General features: G+C 42.6%; 14 protein-coding genes. 7 read left to right on the forward strand and 7 right to left on the reverse strand.

What is annotated here, in order from left to right:
• Positions 1 to 14: 14 nt before the first annotated feature.
• A complete protein-coding gene (locus tag HWQ38_RS06245; protein ID WP_100899784.1) occupies positions 15 to 230 on the reverse strand; it encodes a photosystem I reaction center subunit IV in 216 nt (71 codons plus the stop codon).
• A gap of 372 nt (positions 231 to 602) precedes the next feature.
• Complete coding sequence (locus HWQ38_RS06250) at positions 603 to 1,187, reverse strand: PAP/fibrillin family protein (protein WP_292791176.1); 585 nt, start codon at positions 1,185 to 1,187, stop codon at positions 603 to 605.
• A gap of 244 nt (positions 1,188 to 1,431) precedes the next feature.
• On the opposite strand from HWQ38_RS06250, the gene HWQ38_RS06255 reads away from it, so the two are divergent.
• The 4 genes from HWQ38_RS06255 (at position 1,432) to HWQ38_RS06270 (ending at position 5,518) form a co-directional block, all read left to right on the forward strand.
• Complete coding sequence (locus HWQ38_RS06255; RefSeq protein ID WP_292791178.1) at positions 1,432 to 1,671, forward strand: DUF3134 domain-containing protein; 240 nt, start codon at positions 1,432 to 1,434, stop codon at positions 1,669 to 1,671.
• Positions 1,672 to 1,750: 79 nt separating this feature from the next.
• The gene (gene mraY, locus HWQ38_RS06260; protein WP_292791180.1) at positions 1,751 to 2,842 is read left to right on the forward strand and encodes a phospho-N-acetylmuramoyl-pentapeptide-transferase; all 1,092 of its coding nucleotides are present in this window, start codon (positions 1,751 to 1,753) and stop codon (positions 2,840 to 2,842) included.
• A gap of 494 nt (positions 2,843 to 3,336) precedes the next feature.
• Complete coding sequence (locus tag HWQ38_RS06265; RefSeq protein WP_292791183.1) at positions 3,337 to 4,464, forward strand: hypothetical protein; 1,128 nt, start codon at positions 3,337 to 3,339, stop codon at positions 4,462 to 4,464.
• Positions 4,465 to 4,606: 142 nt separating this feature from the next.
• Positions 4,607 to 5,518 carry a hypothetical protein gene (locus HWQ38_RS06270; RefSeq protein WP_292791186.1) on the forward strand — a complete coding sequence of 304 codons (912 nt, stop codon included), beginning with the start codon at positions 4,607 to 4,609 and terminating at the stop codon, positions 5,516 to 5,518.
• 317 nt (positions 5,519 to 5,835) lie between these two features.
• Here the strand turns inward: HWQ38_RS06270 and HWQ38_RS06275 are convergent, their stop codons facing one another.
• The 3 genes from HWQ38_RS06275 to psb28 form a co-directional block, all read right to left on the reverse strand.
• Entirely contained in the window at positions 5,836 to 7,596 is a 1,761-nt protein-coding gene (locus HWQ38_RS06275) for a diguanylate cyclase (RefSeq protein ID WP_292791188.1), read from the reverse strand.
• Positions 7,597 to 7,898: 302 nt separating this feature from the next.
• Positions 7,899 to 8,411 carry a MogA/MoaB family molybdenum cofactor biosynthesis protein gene (locus HWQ38_RS06280; protein ID WP_292791191.1) on the reverse strand — a complete coding sequence of 171 codons (513 nt, stop codon included), beginning with the start codon at positions 8,409 to 8,411 and terminating at the stop codon, positions 7,899 to 7,901.
• Positions 8,412 to 8,651: 240 nt separating this feature from the next.
• Positions 8,652 to 8,993, reverse strand: coding sequence for a photosystem II reaction center protein Psb28 (gene psb28 / locus HWQ38_RS06285; RefSeq protein ID WP_292791194.1), 342 nt, complete (start codon positions 8,991 to 8,993; stop codon positions 8,652 to 8,654).
• Positions 8,994 to 9,880: 887 nt separating this feature from the next.
• On the opposite strand from psb28, the gene HWQ38_RS06290 reads away from it, so the two are divergent.
• The 3 genes from HWQ38_RS06290 (at position 9,881) to HWQ38_RS06300 (ending at position 12,522) form a co-directional block, all read left to right on the forward strand.
• Entirely contained in the window at positions 9,881 to 10,498 is a 618-nt protein-coding gene (locus HWQ38_RS06290; protein WP_292791206.1) for a phycobiliprotein lyase, read from the forward strand.
• A complete protein-coding gene (locus HWQ38_RS06295) occupies positions 10,492 to 11,040 on the forward strand; it encodes a hypothetical protein (protein WP_292791197.1) in 549 nt (182 codons plus the stop codon). Before HWQ38_RS06290 ends, HWQ38_RS06295 begins: the two co-directional genes overlap by 7 nt.
• Positions 11,041 to 11,754: 714 nt before the next feature.
• Positions 11,755 to 12,522, forward strand: a complete 768-nt coding sequence (locus HWQ38_RS06300) for a phycobilisome rod-core linker polypeptide (protein WP_292791200.1) — start codon at positions 11,755 to 11,757, stop codon at positions 12,520 to 12,522.
• Positions 12,523 to 12,866: 344 nt separating this feature from the next.
• Here HWQ38_RS06300 and HWQ38_RS06305 read toward each other — a convergent pair whose 3' ends face one another.
• Positions 12,867 to 13,787 (reverse strand): RluA family pseudouridine synthase, encoded by a 921-nt coding sequence (locus tag HWQ38_RS06305; RefSeq protein ID WP_292791209.1) that lies wholly within the window; start codon positions 13,785 to 13,787, stop codon positions 12,867 to 12,869.
• Positions 13,788 to 14,095: 308 nt separating this feature from the next.
• Positions 14,096 to 14,695, reverse strand: coding sequence for a Uma2 family endonuclease (locus tag HWQ38_RS06310; protein WP_292791203.1), 600 nt, complete (start codon positions 14,693 to 14,695; stop codon positions 14,096 to 14,098).
• Positions 14,696 to 14,735 lie beyond the last annotated feature (40 nt).

The following is a 14,735-nucleotide window of genomic DNA, read 5'->3' on the forward strand; positions in this document are numbered from 1 at the left end:
TGTAGCTTTGCTGCTTATTTTTTAGGTGCTTTAGCCTTTGGTGCTTCAACCTCTACTAATTCATCCTGGGCAAAGTTGTTGGTATTGATACCAGCGTAATTTACCTTGTCAAAGCGGACAATTACTGGGTATTTGATGCCGCTTTGGTCAATGGAAGCCACAGTTCCTAAATCCTGAAACCAGTAAGATTCAGGGCGGAGAATACGTACTTTAGAACCACGTTGAACCATGATTATTTTCCCTTTATAGTTATCAATCGCCAATCTAGAGGGCTAATTGATTTCACTCTACAACCTGAAGGTCGCACCAAGAGTCTTTGTTAAGTTATTTGTCTGAATTTGGTATTGGGGATGGGGCATTGAGCACTTGTACTGACTTGTACTGAGCGGCGTCGAAGTAGCGAAGTCGTTGGCGTAGCCTCTCGTAGAGAAGTATTGGGCATTGGTTATTCTGCTTGTCCCCCTTGTCCCCCTTGTCCCCCTTGTCCCTCCCCCAATCTCCACTCCCTGAGCACATCTAAAATTTAAAATTGTATTAGACTCTACTTGACAAGGTACACGTTATAGTGTACTTTTGTTCGCAACCAGTATTTTTGCACCAACTTATGTTTTCCTCAATACGAACACACTCCCCTCGTTACCTCTGCTGATCCGCAGATCGTTATCTATATAAGTGATATCTAACCAGCCTTGCTGTTTATCACTGTTTATGACAACATCAATCCCCGGAAATTTTCTACCTGCTTCAATTTGTTGGATAAAAGTTACCGGAGAATTGTATTCTATTAAACGTTGTAAGCCGATAATAGAACGCTCAAATTTCACTTGGACACGCCGACCTGAAACTGGCTCAAATTTAGCAACAACTGTAACCAATCCTGACAAATAAGGTAAGCCATAAATCTCAGCTATATTGTAAACACTGGTAGTATCTACCCGAATAGACTGATAGATTTGACCCAGTTTGCATAAAGGTAGACGATCTAAGTTTAAAAGAGCCTTGCTAGTGGTGTATAGTAATCGCCAATCACCATCTAGTAAATTGTTAGCTTCCACCGGACGGGGTGTAGGATTAAAGTCTTCTAAATTAGCGATCGCAGCTAAGATAGCCTGTTTCTGTGTTTCGGTCGCCACTAAACCGCGATTTGTAAGTGCGATCGCATCCATGAGAGCCGCTTTTCCCATCATCGCCTGTCACCTCAAAAATCACTCACTTTCCATCAGCATAAACAAGATATTCATCGCCTATGTGTAGAGCCATAAAAATTACTAATAATCCCTTGAAGTCAGCCATACGTCTATTAAATAAAAAAAATTCTATCCGAATGCGGATTTATCAACTAAAGGGTTGAAAAGATAACTAAATAAATCCATGTCAAGTGATAGACTCTAAATGTCAACTTACGTAAACCTTTTCTTGTCCTGACTCGATATGTTGAACTCTCCATTACGTGAAGTAGCCCGTAACCAACGAGCCGATGTCATCCCCCTAAAGTTAGAGTCCTCTTTGTTGGACTGGTTGCAAACTAACGGTCGGATCATCGCGCGTGACATTCACGAACCGGATTTTCAAGATGACGCAGAAGGAATAGACTCCTTAATCGGTGTAGAAGATGGAATTGGCTACGACCTTGATGATGATGATGACGATATAGGAATCGCTGAGGATTAGCCTTTTCAGGCTAGGGACTTGGTTGTATCCCTAGTTCCTGGTAATCAGTTTTATAAGTGTGGAGTGAAGGGAAACTTCTGTGGACGCTAAATTATCTCCTGAGCAAGGATTAAATATTTCTGGAATCGCTCTAGCCTCTTTATTAGCTGTAGGGCTAGCTACAACAGCATTTTATTTGGATTCGATCGCCAATCGGCTACCCTGGCAAAGTATGTCGTTAACCCTGCCACTATTATTGTGTGCTATGGGTTCAGGTATCGTTGGCTATTGGGTAATACCCCTACTTCAAGCACTCAAAACTGGACAAATAATTCGCGAAGATGGACCCCAAGCCCATTTGAAAAAGGCAGGCACCCCAACAATGGGAGGTATATTTTTTATACCTGTAGGTGTGATAATTGCCTGCATATTGTCTAACTTTGCTACAGATGTGCTTGCAGTTTCGGCATTGACAATCAGTTACGGATTGATTGGCTGGCTCGACGATTGGCAAATTCTGCGCCGGAAATCAAATAAAGGTATATCTCCCGCAACGAAACTGGCTTTGCAGGTAGGTTTTGCAGCTATGTTTTGTCTATGGCTGATGTTTAATCAACCTTCTAATATTACAAATATTGCTTTGCCTTGGGTAAGTTTTACATTACCCTTGGGATTCCTATTTTGGCCTTTAGCAGGTTTTGTGCTAGTTGCAGAAAGTAATGCTACTAATTTAACAGATGGTATTGATGGCTTGGCAGCAGGAACAGTAGCGATCGCACTTTTGGCATTAGGTGCCTTGATCGCACCCACAGCACCAGGGTTGATGGTTTTCTGTGCTGCTTTAAGTGGTGGGTGCTTAGGCTTCTTAGCCCATAATCGTAATCCAGCCCGCGTTTTCATGGGAGATACTGGTTCTTTAGCACTGGGAGGAGCTTTAGCTGCTGTAGCGTTATTGACAAACACCTTAGTAGCTCTATTCATTCTCAGTGGTATCTTCTTCGTAGAAACCCTTTCAGTGATGGCACAGGTAAGTTATTACAAAGCCACAAAGGGACCTGATGGCAAAGGTAAACGTCTTTTCAAAATGGCACCCTTACACCATCATTTAGAACTAACTGGCTGGTCAGAATTGCAGGTAGTTGGAGTATTTTATATCATCGCTGCTATATTGGCTACTATCTGTTTAGCGTAGAGAAGGGCATCGCTCCATTCTGAATCGTTTGAAAAACTGCTCCAATACAAAATGACAACTCCCACATCTTCAAGGAGTTGTTTTTTTATTAGGAATTATGAATTAAGGCTTTACCATTTCCAATACGGTTCGCTTTCAAGTTTATACAGGTGTTGAACCTCGTTAGTTGGCAATGCTACTGTTTTTAAATAGGTATTATTTATAACTAAATTCTACGGTAAAGCCTAATTAGCGTAGGCGTAGGCCGCCGCAGGCATCGCCCTTGGGAAAAACTTTGCGATTTGCTGATGTTGTTACTATTGGCACTATTAGATATCTGATCATATGATATAAGTCAACACAAAAGTTACTGGGTATCTAGCAAGCACTTAAGTGTGGAATATAGCACTATAAATGCCCCAAATGCGATTCCAAGATAACTTATGAAGATGAAATTACAGATTTAGTATAAATTTCGATAAACCACAGAGTTATTTAGGTCTGAGGAGCATTAAGTGGATAAAAAACAAAAAAGGCTCAACAGCAAGAAGATTTATCAACTGACTTTCGTTAAGTATATTTGTTATATCTTAGGGGCAAGTCTGGTAACTTTCTTCACAGCATTAATGGGTATTTCAGCCAATCCCGCAGTTGCCGAAGATAATATTGTTTTTCAAGAACAACAGACTCCATCCTTAGCGGAGAAAATTATTTTTGAAAAACAACAGACTGCATCTTTAACTGAGTCAGCCAGCACTCAAACCCAAAAAGCGATTGTTTTTCCGAAAGTAAACTCTTCAAATCTCACTCCAGCACAGATGCTTATGATATCACCAAACCAAGGTGATCATCAAATTCTATTACAAGCTCAAACTCCCTCTGCTGACTCTCAGACTCAATTAAATGATATTGAATTACGTCAAAGGCTAAAAATTAAGCCTTTGTTAGGAGGCATAGGTGGTAAACAAATCTATTATCCTAGCCTCAGCTTTGGAATTCCCAGTGCTTTCGGAGCGAACTGGGGAGACTTTTTCGTGCAAGCAGCAGGAGCAACTCGCAGAGATGGCAATGGCAATGGTGGTTTGGATGGAAGTATAAGTGCGGGTTTTGGTTTGGGAGATAGCCAGAAGTCAATCGGTTTAGAAGTCGCCTTCAACGAAGGTAGTATCAAAAACTTTGGTGATAATGGAACCTTCGATCTCAAAGCTCACCGTCTTCTCTATGCTGGTAGTACCAATCAAGTTGCGGCTGCTGTTGGCTGGAATACCTTTGCCCAGTATGGCAATGAAGGAGTGGCTGATTCTAGTGTCTATGGTGAAGTTACAAATGTCTCCTTGTTGCAACCTAACAATCCTGAAAATCAGATGCCATTGGCACTTAGCGTCGGAGTGGGAGGCGGCAACTTCCGTTCAGGAAATGACGACGTTGGGGTATTTGGAGGCGTGGGTTTGCAAGTTTATCCTCAAGTAGGCATCGGTGCATCTTGGAGTGGAGTAGCTTTAAACGCTGGGGTTTCTTTCGTTCCTGTCCAAACTATTCCTCTGACGATTCAGCTTGAAGGTTTAGACCTCACGGATCGCACTGCTGGTGGTAGTGCCGTACTTTTGAGTGTCAGCTATGGTTTCAATTTCTTGCCTAAGTAAATCCCTTTATTTTCAGAGAATCACTATGATCAAAATCAAGTCTCTAATCCTTGCTCTGAGTCTAAGTCCTCTACTTTTGAGTGCTTGGCAATTGCCAAACCAAGCTCGCCCTCTCCCGCTCGGGCAGACGCAGAGTGGGGGAATGAGTGCTCATACAAGTGGTAATAACTCCGATGCCGCAAGTGGTACCATTTTCTCAGTGCCTGTCACTCTTCAAAATGGTGGCACAACAAAATCTGGCAACATTACAGTGACTAATAGTGGTGGAACATTTAACATTACTGTGCCGCCAAATATTCAAAATATTCTGAATACATCTGCACAAAGGGCTGTTGTCACCTTACAAACTGGCGGTTTGACAGAACAACAATTTGCAGCTTTGCTTGGAGCAGTGAATCCTCTAATTGTGAATAGGACTGAAGCGCCAGTTCCTGGTCGGGTTTTGGTAATTGTGAATATTATTCAACCGCTAGTTCCTGGTGGGGGATCGTTGTTAACAGGTAGTGGTAACAGTGAAACTTTTGCCACTCTAGCGGCTGCCATTCGATATGTAAGGACTGCAATTACTACACTACCTGCCAAAGGCTCTATTTATGTTCAAGTTGGTGCTAACACAACAGTTATACCTCCTAGTCAAGCCCCAACCCTTAATAGTTCACCAATAGAAACTGTAAGAAAAGTTGTTACGTTCAAGAAACCTAATGGGGAAATACTTAATTTTGAAATAGTTGGTCCACGGGATAAGGTTAAGAATGCAAACATTGTTTTAGCATTTGTGTTGGCAGCCGGAGTTGATCCTAGTGCTGCGAATACTTCGATCAGGCTGGGGTTAACAGGCGCTGATCCTCTATTGACAACCGATTTAATCTTGAGCCTCAACGGTCTGGTAACAAACCAGAACACTGTTAGTCTGACTAAACTCAATCAGGCAATTAATGCCTACAATACCATTGTAGACAAAGCTGATAGCAATTCTTTAAAAGCTTTGAATAATAGTGCTGATTTTACCAATATTAGAGGATTATTGCAAAATATCAGAGTGCCTCTAAGTTAAAGGCTGCAAATCTTTTGGTGTACAAGCAATCCCTTAGCCAAAAAAGAGTATGAAGAGATCCGGCTGATATAGTAGAGTTATTATCTTCCACTCCCTTTATGGAGTCTAATCACAAATCAAACGTATCTCTTCAATAAATTGGGATAAACCCAAGAATGTTAGAAAAAATTTGCCTTAAATAATAGAAATCTTGCTAAACCGAATCGAGCAACTAAGTAATATAGGAACCCTATAGGACTCCTATTTGATTTTTGAACAATCAAGCTGCCTAGAAGCTTGACATACAAAGCTTGACTTCTCAGTATACTGAGCAAGATTCAAGTAGGATTCCTATAGTTGTTTACGTACTCCAAAACTCGATTCTTGCCTGTTCGTTTGGCCTCAAGCATTGCTTGATTTGCCCGATTCAGCAAATCCTTAACCGTAATACCTGGTTCTGATACAGCTATTCCAAAAGAAGCGGTGATGCTTTCGATGATCTGATCGCCATCCTTCAATTGCATTTGTTCAACATCTACCCTTAGTTGTTCTACTCGCTTCCTGAGCGTTTCCAGCATTATGTTAGGCATCACAATTACAAATTCTTCACCACCCCATCTGCAAGGAATATCAAAGGAGCGAATAGATTTTAACAGCAGCTTTGCTAATCCCTTGAGAACAATGTCGGCTGTTAAATGCCCATAGCGCGAGTTGTAAGATTTGAAATTATCGATATCAAGGAAAATAACACTAAGAGGTTGTCCCGATCGTTCAGCTTCCGCTAGCCTCTGATCCGTTATGGTTTCTAGATAGTTTTTATTGAATAGTTGCGTCATCTGATCCCGCAAGTTATCATAGTTTAGACGTTGGTTTATCGATATATTATTCAGTGCAAAGGCTAAGGTTCTAGCAATAATCTCAGTCATTTCTTGATCTTCTGAACTGATTTCTTCTGGCGCATAGATGTGTAAAATCCCAATTACTTCCCCTTGTCCAAGCAATGGAATACATAAATGTGCGCCGCTAACAGGCTCTATTAAGTGGCTGCACATCAGTCCTGAGTTACGAGGCGATAAAAGGTTGAATTTACTTCTCCGCAATGCCCAACACTCAGATTGTAAAAATATTTCTTTACTGCTTTGTTCAGTTCCCCAAAGACTCTTGATCTCAACATAATTGTTGGAATTAGCAATTATATAAAGAGAACCACTCATATTAGGAAATAGATGAGAACAGGTTAAAGCGACCACTTGATACACCTCATCTTCAGACTCGCAAGAAGAAAACATATCCGCCATATCTGAGAGATATATAAGTTCTCGTTTTGTTGCCTCTAATTTCAGTGTTTTTTCTTCTAGCTGCCAATTTAGATCAGCGAGCCATCGCTGTGCTTCTATAGATTCTGTAATATCAATACTAATCCCACCAAGGCGGCGATCGCCTGTTGCATTATCGCTAAACGGAAACTTAAACGATAGCCAGTAGCAGGGCTGATCATTACCAGGTATGTTTATCTCTTCAATCAGCTTCAAGGGGCGTAGAGTCTGCAAAACGATTTGATCGTTTTCCATTACCCGCTGTCCCTCTTCTGGATCTAGCAAGAATTCACTATCCGTTTTCCCCAACCATTGTTGTGAATCTATCGAAAATCTAGTCTGTAACTCCTGGTTGTAGTAGAGCATTCTAGATTGCTCATCTTTGATATATGCAGCAAACGGTCCCTGATCTAAGAATAGCCGTTGTATTTGCTGGCTACGCTCAAGTTTGCGGTTATCTTCTTGATATTTAGCGATCGCCTCTACAATTTGATAAGCGGTTGGCATCAGGTAGACTAAAGCAGACAAGGAAATAAACGCCAATAAATCGAGTACGCATAAGTGTAGTAGCGACACTGCCATATATGGCTCGAAGACCGCCAGAAGGTGATGAAATCCACAAGATAGTATGAATGCACCTGATAAGAAAAAGGCTACCCAAAACTTAGAGGGGATAGTTGCCTTAGTTTTAGCAAAGAAAACCCCTATTAATGTAGGGATGCCAAAGTATGAAAATGCAGTGATGCCGTGAGCAATTATGCAATTCCACTGAATAGGCTCCATTGCTTACCTAATATAAATATTTGATCTATTTCACTATAATCCTGGATCGGATCAAGTGTAAGCATAGAAGGGATGATTTCAGAAAGTGATATGTTAGTTTTTACAAAAATTAGCAGAAAAATATTGAAAACTCATGAAAAATAGCAACGTAGCTGCGTTTTTTAGACTTCTCCCTACAGCCCTTCTCCTAAAGGAGACGTTACGCGAACGGACATCCTACGGCAGGCGCTAGCCTCTCCCTTTGGGAGAAGCAAAGACGCAAGCGCCAAGACTGTCAAGATGGTAACTTTCTGAAGGGCTGCTCATTTCACCACTTGACAAACCTGACTTACCAAGTGAGTGAGTTCGGGCAAAATCAATTTTTCCATCGCCAGTCGCACAGCATTACTGGAACCCGGAAGCGAGAATATTAATTTATTTTGATAAACACCAGCAACGGCGCGAGAAGCGATCGCCCGCGAACCAATTTCTTGATAACTTAAAAAACGAAATAATTCACCAAATCCGGGCAAGGTTTTCTCCAGCAACTTCTCAATCGCATCGTAGGTGGTATCTCTTGGTGCAATACCTGTACCACCATTGAAAATTAGAGCATCCAAATTTGAGCTTTTACCGAGATTTTCTATCTGCCCTTGAATTTGTGTTGGTTCATCTTTGATAATCCTATACGCTCCTACAGCATGGTTAGCACCAAGGAGTAATTGCTGAATTAGCTGCCCACTTTTGTCTGTTTCAAAAGTGCGTGTATCGCTGACAGTAACCACAGCACAAGTTACCATATTTCCAGGTGAGTCTGGGTGGGGTTGTTGTATCATAGGTTAAGCTTTTAACTTTTGATCAGGAGTAATTTGGCATGGTAAATAGCACATTGGACATGAAAATAATTACTTATGCCCAATGCCCAATACTTCTCTACGAGACGCTGCGCGTAGCTTGCTTCCACGAAGTGGTACGGCAAGGCTCAGTGACCACGCCAACGACAACGCTACTTCGACGCCGCTCAGTACCCTTCGGGAAGCTCAGGGCAGGCAAGGTCAGTACAAGTGCTCAATGCCCTATTTTTCAGCTTTGCTCAGTCCCAAATCGTTTTCTTCAGCATACCGCTCCATGAAGCGCATAAAGCGATCCCATTCTTGGGCAGATTTCATTACGTAAAACGCTTCTAATTCTTCCGGTTTCCCGTTGACAAATTTCGCCTTAACTTCACGGGTAATTATCTCCCCTTCTTCGTCAATCAAGTACATCCCGGTAATATCTTCGGTGCTGCCTTGATCTAAAATCTTCGGATTTGTAAAAATAAATGTCGCTGTGCCACTGTCACCAGTGCGCGATCGCGTCAGGCGCACCTCTGGAATTACTTCTTCGTCAAGCCCTCTAGAAAACTGGATTTTCGTCATGATCAATGAATTTAAACTTTTGTGATGGTTAATTTCATATTCTCTCACCAATTAGAACGTCACGGTCTAAAGGCTACTGTTATTCATCTTTCTAGTGTATATACTTAAATTGCTTATTTTTCAAGTAACAACATTCCCGGATCATCGTTTTCAATTGTAACTTGCATTATTGCACCTGCAAACCGCGAATGTAAGTCGACACGGTAACGTGAGGAGCAGTAGGCAGACCGAAAGAGCGTTAACAATTCAAAATTCAAAATGACGCTCTCTACGAGACGCTAAAAGCGTAGCTTGCAACTCTTACAGAGTACGCGGACTCGCTAACGCTACGCTAACAAAATTCAAACATTTTAGACATTTACATAAGGGGATTTTAACCCGATGGTTCCTGAGCCCTTCGACAAGTGTTACCCTGAGCTTGTCAAAGGGCTCAGGGTAAGACCTGCGCCGTTCGCGTAGCGTCCCGCTTTCTAAGGACTGAAACTGGCGCTACCTATAGAGGTAGGGGTCTTAAATCCTTTGATTTGTGATAAACTTCGCCAAGGATTGCAATACCGCACTCATCCAAAAGGACAGTACCACCCACAACTAAGCTGTACTTGATCACAGCGTAGGTAGTGCTTGATGTCGCAGAGGCACTTGTCCTTCTAACAAACAGTGCATAGGTCACGTAGCACTGGATGATTTCGGTATTACATAGACAAGTTATATGAGATTGTTATGATAAAAGTTTACAATTAATTCATGAAAAACACATCTGCCTCTCCTTTTGTAGGGAGTTTATTGAAGCTGACCGCTAATCGCTGTAATGTTTAGATACTAACAACTTAAAAAAGAAAGAATTCGTAAAAGATCATCCGTAGGAGTAAGTAGGAGTCAGAACATTGATAGACGCAATGGAATTTTTTCAGCTAAGTGCTGGTAAGTGGCGATCGCAACGTGCAACTCATCATCTAGCCTTCAAGCGTTCAGAGACGGGAGAATCGGATATACAGGTAGAAACTCTAGCTGCCGATGATCCAGAAATCATTGAACTGTGCCAGTATCATCAGATTGACCCCAGCCTTTCAGTAGGAGGGTCGCGTGTGCGTTGGCTAGGCACAATGGCTTGGGATAGAGAGGGTGAGGATAACCATCAAGGGAAAACCATCTTTGCGATCGTGCCTGATGGCGATAACCCAAGGGCTGGCAAATTACTCCGCGAAAGAGGCTACGCCGAAATTATGCCTGTAGTCGGTCTTTTTCACATGGATGATGAAGATGGACTAGTGTTGACAACCGAATACGAAACAATGAGTTCCATTGAGCGATTCTGGTTTGGTAGCCCAAATATGCGACTGCGAACCAGTACAGTCAAACGCTTTGGCGGCTTCAGCACGGCATCATTTTGTACTGAAACACGGATTGAAACTTCTGTTGAGGTTGCCAGCACAGAAGAAGTAACAGAAAGACAAGCGCAGGATGTTCTGGAAAAAAGAGAGTTTTATTCTGTTTTGGGATGGTGAATAATCTCCAGCAGACTGACGCTTTTACTCGTGGGCGAGATTATCTGCATCTCGTACAGGGACTGGCTCTAGAACCGGGTATGGTGGATGTGTTTGAAAACAAGCGCGATCGCATCCCCATTTGCACTTGGATCGGTGATAATATTAACACTGTAAACGCTCAGATCAACGCCTATCTAGGATTTTGTCATGAGTGCTTTCATCCCCAACAGCGTCGCCATATCCAAATTTTTGCAGTACCCATAGCTCAATCCTTCGGCATAGACGGGCTGTGCAACATTCTCACAAATCCAATTACGATTTTGGTAGATGTCGGTCGAGTTGCACCTAGAGACTGGTTTGGTCTAGTCGTCCATGAATACGCCCATGCCCATCTAGGAGACTTTGGTCACAATCAGCAGTTTGCTAGCATTTTATCTCATCTATGCTTAGGACTGGGATTTGAGCCACCCGACTGGGAGGTAGGGAGGGAAGCAACTTTGCGTAGCTGGCCTCACTGTAAATCAACCATAGATCCTCTAGAATTTTGGATCGGTCACTGAGGGACAAGGGGGACAAGGAGGACAAGGGGACAAGGGAGACAAGGGAGACAAGGAAAATAACCATGCCCAATACTTCTCTACGAGAGGCTACGCCAACGACTTCTCTACGAGACGCTACGCGAACGCTCAGTACAAGTGCCAATGCCCAATAGCCCATTAATTTCTTTTGCTAAATGTTAAAAGTTATTGCTTCAGTTAAAAAAAGTGAAACTGAATCTCCTAATCTAAAATATGTGAATAAAGTTTTTTAGTCATTTACATGGTCATTAAGCTAGAAGCCCCACTCCCTTTTTTTAATTAGCTATAAGTTGAATCCAGTAGGATAATTGTTTTCTTACTAATACTTAAATTGAGGAAGGAGGAATGGGATTACCCGCTGATTCTTGGATGATCATGGTGAGTGACTCGGAGTCTTGGCGGCTTCCGTCGAGTCTCAACTCCCGAACCCGAAGGGTAAACCTCGAAACAAAAATCAATAACTGCCTTGGGAAGCAGGGCAGCTGCCTGGGTTCTTCATAAAGTGAGGATAAAGCTGGCAACAGTAGAGAGGGAGAGTAAGACCATCACCGGATTTGGTTTCGGACACTCATTGATGAGTGTGCCTAACGTGGCATCTGCCTATGAGACAGGAAGCCCTCGCTGTATTTGGTACTCTGAATCAGCTGTGGGTACTTCACACTTATTAACTTTAATTAAGAACATGGAGGCTTTAGAGTGGCAATTCCTCTGTTAGAATATGACCCTTCAAGTCAAAACCAGCGTGTAGCTGCGTATGAAGTACCGGGTGATGAACAGCCTAGGATTTTTAATACAGACAATATACTGTCCCCGTCAGATTTAGGTGATCTGATCGAAGCAGCATATCGTCAAATTTTCTTTTATGCCTTTGCTGCCGATCGTGAAATAAACCTAGAGTCCCAACTCCGTAATGGACAAATTACAGTGCGGGACTTTATTCGGGGGTTGCTGCTTTCCAATACCTTTAAGAAAAGCTTCTACGATCTCAACAATAATTATCGCTTTGTTGAGCAAGTAATCCAGCGCGTTTTAGGACGCGACCCATACAACGAGCGGGAAAAAATCGCTTGGTCAATTGTAGTTGCTACTAAGGGTATTGTCGGCTTGGTTGATCAAGTACTCAACACTGAAGAGTACCTGAGCAATTTTGGATACTCCATAGTGCCTTATCAACGCCGTCGGATACTGCCATCCCAATCTGCGGGTGAGTTGCCATTCAACATCAAATCTCCGCGATACGAAGATTACCACCGTGCCAAACTGGGTTTCCCCCAAATCATTTGGCAGGTAGAAGTACGCAGATTCCTCCCACAAGAGCAAAAGCCCAAGGCTGGCGATCCGTCTCTATTCTTGTCTATGGCACAAAGTATCAATGCAACTGGCAATGCCCCACAAAGGATCTCGTCTTTCAACATCGATATCGAAAAGTCTGTACCTTATCGGCAACTGGCAGGAATTAAATAACGATTTTTGGTCGGCGGCTGGCTAGTACATCCCTTTGATGATTTTATAGCGTGCATGAGTCCTGGGTTATGTAGGAGTTTCATTTAGGTAGAACTAGTGAAACAGACTCTATCCCATGTCTGATGCACGCTAGTTGTTAACGGGCATTGGGCATGGTTTTTTTCTCAATTGCTAAGGAACGTAGATTAAATAAAATGGAAAACTTTATCCTATCTCTAGCTTCCCTCTCCAATATATCGGAGAGGGATTGAGGGTGAGGTAAACCAGGGGCATAAATTGTATGTTATTTAATTCTTATTCCTAAATGTCTGTGAAATGGTGATGGTTTCAGGCGTGGGATGATCTTAAAGTGTAGTTCGTCTTTTTAACATCTCCACAAGTTTTGTAAAGTGGGCGGGGGGAGTAGCTGTCACCTCAATCAACTCCCCAGATAGGGGATGCTGCAATTTGAGCCGCCAAGCGTGCAGTGCTTGACCGGGCAAATTTACCCCCACTGAATGACCAGAACTATAAACTCGGTCGCCGACAATTGGATGACCGATTTTGGCGCTGTGGACGCGAATTTGATGGGTGCGTCCAGTTTCTAATTGAAAGTGAATTAAGGTGAAGTTACCAAGGCGTTCTAGTACTTGCCAATGAGTGACGGCGACTCGTCCGCCTTGTTCAACGGGTATAATCGCCATTTTCTTGCGGTCTTGGGGATGGCGACCAATGGGCAAATCTATGGTACCAGTTTCAGTTTTTGGCGCACCGTAAACCACGCCTAAGTATTCTCGCCGTGCAGTTTTTGCTTTGAGTTGGGCTTGTAGGTGATGATGGGCAATATCTGTTTTAGCGATCGCGATCGCCCCCGTTGTATCCTTATCCAATCGATGGACGATTCCCGGACGCTGAACTCCCCCAATTCCTGGTAAATTGGGACAGTGAGCCAACAGAGCATTTACCAAAGTGCCATCTGGATGACCGGGCGCTGGATGGACAACTAAGCCTGCGGGTTTGTTGAGAATGAGTAACTGGTCATCTTCGTAGAGGATATCTAAGGGAATATCTTCTGCAAGCAGTTCTAAGGGTTGGACTTCTGGTATTTTAAGAGTGATGCGATCGCCTACCTTGACATTGATCTTCTTAGATGTGCAAACTTTTTCGTTAAGTTGGACGTTACCCTGTTCGATTAACTGTTGGATGCGAGAACGGGATAAATCTGGTAATTCTTGGGAAAGGTAACGGTCAAGGCGATCGCATGAAGTGTTGACGCAGTGTATCATACTCCCAAGGGGAAGCAAACTAGGTATAGCATCCTCTATATGAGAAGACAAGCGTTCGCCCTTGGTGTTGGCGAAGCCATCGCTATTTTCTGGGATTTGTAAATTAAATTTGGTCACAATTGCTCTAGATTAATTCCCCATTCTTTAATTAAACCCCACACCCTTAAAACCTCGCCCAGAGCGTTGCTTTCCCGCCCTGCAATAAATTGCGGGCTAATAGCTAAAGTGCGTTGAAACGCACTGAAATTAAAGAAATTAAGGTGCATTGGGGCTGATGGATTAGACTCCGGATCAATTCGCCAACAGTCTCATTCTATTCGCCCTAGTTGTTCTTTTACCGATTGTCGAAATGCTTTAAGTGCTGAACTCATTCCTGTGGTTCGCGCTATTTCCACAAATCGGGGAATAAGATCAGTGATCGAAAAACTAGGAAATGTGGGGCTGATGAGAGACTTCACATATTGCTCACCTTGCAGTAAGCTAATTTCTAGCTTTTTACTTTCATATCGCCAAATTTCAGGTACTCTCAAGGCTTCGTAGGCACTAATTTGGGTTTTAGAGGTGACATCAATTTCAATCGCCAAATCAGGAGGAGGGTCAACAGTTAGGTCGATCCTGTCTTTCCCAATCATTAGCTTATAGTTTTGAATATAAAAACAATCATCGGGTTCAATACCTGCACTGATATCTTTTCGCTTAAAGGTAGTTGAACCTAAAGATTCCCAATTGAGATCGAGTTCATCTAACAAAGCTTTCACCAAGTCTCCGATGATTACCTTAGATGGCTCATGTTCTGGTAATGGAGCCATAATTTCTAACGTTCCTTGGCTGTATGCGACTCGACTGCCGCGATGTTCCCCTAACTCCTTGAGAATTGCTTCAAATACTTGCCAACTTTCAAGAAACACTTGACGTAAAGCTTATGTAGAAAGGGTTTGATAAAATTAA

The sequence above is a fragment of the Nostoc sp. NMS7 genome (assembly GCF_017115085.1).
Lineage (GTDB): Bacteria > Cyanobacteriota > Cyanobacteriia > Cyanobacteriales > Nostocaceae > Nostoc.

Bases quoted from the DNA above. Each gene is read 5' to 3' on its own strand.
- HWQ38_RS06245 (WP_100899784.1), bottom strand. From the start codon at position 230: ATGGTTCAACGTGGTTCTAAAGTACGTATTCTCCGCCCTGAATCTTAC.
- HWQ38_RS06250 (WP_292791176.1), bottom strand. From the start codon at position 1,187: ATGATGGGAAAAGCGGCTCTCATGGATGCGATCGCACTTACAAATCGC.
- HWQ38_RS06255 (WP_292791178.1), top strand. From the start codon at position 1,432: ATGTTGAACTCTCCATTACGTGAAGTAGCCCGTAACCAACGAGCCGAT.
- HWQ38_RS06270 (WP_292791186.1), top strand. From the start codon at position 4,607: ATGAGTGCTCATACAAGTGGTAATAACTCCGATGCCGCAAGTGGTACC.
- HWQ38_RS06275 (WP_292791188.1), bottom strand. From the start codon at position 7,596: ATGGAGCCTATTCAGTGGAATTGCATAATTGCTCACGGCATCACTGCA.
- HWQ38_RS06280 (WP_292791191.1), bottom strand. From the start codon at position 8,411: ATGATACAACAACCCCACCCAGACTCACCTGGAAATATGGTAACTTGT.
- psb28 (WP_292791194.1), bottom strand. From the start codon at position 8,993: ATGACGAAAATCCAGTTTTCTAGAGGGCTTGACGAAGAAGTAATTCCA.
- HWQ38_RS06295 (WP_292791197.1), top strand. From the start codon at position 10,492: ATGGTGAATAATCTCCAGCAGACTGACGCTTTTACTCGTGGGCGAGAT.
- HWQ38_RS06305 (WP_292791209.1), bottom strand. From the start codon at position 13,787: ATGATACACTGCGTCAACACTTCATGCGATCGCCTTGACCGTTACCTT.